Annotated in this window: 4 protein-coding genes; all 4 read left to right on the top strand. The window is 58.9% G+C overall.

Features of this window, described 5'->3' with window-relative positions:
* Positions 1-47 precede the first annotated feature (47 nt).
* Positions 48-389, top strand: coding sequence for an ArsR family transcriptional regulator (locus ABL922_RS14805; RefSeq protein ID WP_349024974.1), 342 nt, complete (start codon positions 48-50; stop codon positions 387-389).
* On the top strand, positions 386-850 hold the full coding sequence (locus ABL922_RS14800) for an SRPBCC domain-containing protein (protein ID WP_349024973.1): 465 nt from the start codon (positions 386-388) through the stop codon (positions 848-850). The genes ABL922_RS14805 and ABL922_RS14800 overlap by 4 nt, the downstream gene beginning before the upstream one ends.
* A gap of 143 nt (positions 851-993) precedes the next feature.
* Entirely contained in the window at positions 994-1,383 is a 390-nt protein-coding gene (locus ABL922_RS14795; protein ID WP_349024972.1) for a VOC family protein, read from the top strand.
* A gap of 87 nt (positions 1,384-1,470) precedes the next feature.
* Positions 1,471-1,698, top strand: coding sequence for a hypothetical protein (locus ABL922_RS14790; protein WP_349024971.1), 228 nt, complete (start codon positions 1,471-1,473; stop codon positions 1,696-1,698).
* The last annotated feature ends 102 nt before the right edge of the window (positions 1,699-1,800 follow it).

Genomic DNA, 1,800 nt, shown 5'->3' with positions numbered 1-1,800 from the left:
TCGCCATCCACAATCATACGCGCGATCAACGGGTTTGGAGCGTTACATTGGCAATATCAACAATTGCGAAGGCTGGCCGACGGTCGAAACCCAGATCCAGGTCTCGGCTTGATCAGCGCCTTGCTTCAGGAGTATCGCGATCAGCGCAATTGGATGCGTCAACGACGGTGATGGAGTTGGCCGCGCCCTTCGAGATGTCACAGCCTGCGGTGTCGCGCCATTTGAAGGTGCTAGAAGAGGCCGGATTGATCTTGCGTTGGGTCGAAGGCGCCATCTCCGAAATCGATCAGTGGCGCGACACGTTGCGTCAGTCGCTGGCCGCGAATTACGACCGGCTCGACGCAGTGCTGGCCGGAATGAAAACCAAGAACCGAAAGGCAAGACGATGAGCAAGTTGACGCTGAAGACCGAAGGCGACCGGCACGTCGTCGTTGTCCGGCGCTTTGCCGCTTCGCCCGAGGCCGTCTATCGCGCCCACACCGAGCCGAAGCTCATCCAGAAGTGGATGCTCGGACCCGAGGGCTGGACGATGCCCGCTTGCATTTGCGAGGCGCGTCCCGGCGGTAGAATCCGCTACGAATGGGCTGACGGCAAAGGCGGCGGTTTCCATCTCACCGGCGAGTTCATCGCGGTGGAGCCGTTCAGCCGCCTTGTGCATGTGGAGCGGATGCATGTGCCGGACGTCACGCCCGACAACCGCATCGAGACGCGCTTCGAGGCCGACGGCGCCGGCACGCTGATGACCATGCGCATGACGCTCCCCGACGCCGCCTCGCGCGCCGCGATGCTCGCGACCGGCATGGAGCACGGCATGGAAGCGAGCTACGTGCGCCTCGAGTCCATGAACTAAAGCGCAATCACACCCACACACCCAAGGAGATGAACCATGGTTTGCATCAAATCAGGCGACGGCGGCCTAAGCAATAGGGAGAGGAATGCACTTAACACCTGCCATCGGAACCTAAATTCACATTATGATGCAAGGAGCAAAGCATGATCTCAGTATCAATCAGCATCGATGTGCCGAGCATGGCGGACGGCATCAAGTTCTATTCCAGCGCGTTCGGATTCTCCAAGGTGGCCGAGCCTGTCCCCGGCATCGTGGTACTCCGATCTGGAGAGGCCAAAATCTGCTTGCTTGAAAGGGTACCGGGTTCGGGTCCCTCCCCCTACACTCAGGAAACGCGCCGCTACGAACGTCACTGGACCCCCATACACGTGGACATCCATGTAGATGATTTTAAGGCGACTCTGGCACGCGTCATAGCTGCAGGCGGAAAGCAAGAACAATTCTTCGAGGCGAATTCAGAACACGGGTCAGTGGCGTTTTGTAGCGACCCTTTTGGTCACGGATTCTGTCTTATTGAAAGAAGGAGTAAGTAGTTATGAGCGTGTCGCCCAACAAGGCGCTCCCGCCGACGCCCGCGACTGTCGACGATCTTTTGGCGGCGTTGGAGCATCCGCCGATGAATGAGATCGTGGGCTCTTCGCAATGTCATCCTCGGAACCGATCCCAGCATTTCCGAACGCGCGAAGTGGAACGGACCGAGCATGCCTGTTTGCAACTGCGAGGCGCGTCCCGGTGGTAAAATCCCTTACGAATGGTCTGACGGCAAGGGTGGCGGCTTCTATCAGACCGGCGAATTCATCGTGCTTGAGCCATTTAGCCGCATTGTGCATGTGGAACGCATGTATTGACCCGACCCGACGCCGGAATACCAGGTCGAGACGCGATTTGAAGCCGACGGCGCCGGCACGCTGATGACCATGCGCATGACATTCCCCGATGCGGCGGCGCGC

Source organism: Sphingorhabdus sp., from assembly GCF_040079335.1.
GTDB lineage: Bacteria > Pseudomonadota > Alphaproteobacteria > Sphingomonadales > Sphingomonadaceae > Sphingorhabdus_B.
Note: the sequence above shows the minus strand (reverse complement) of the source record. Positions and strands in the feature narration are given on the sequence as shown.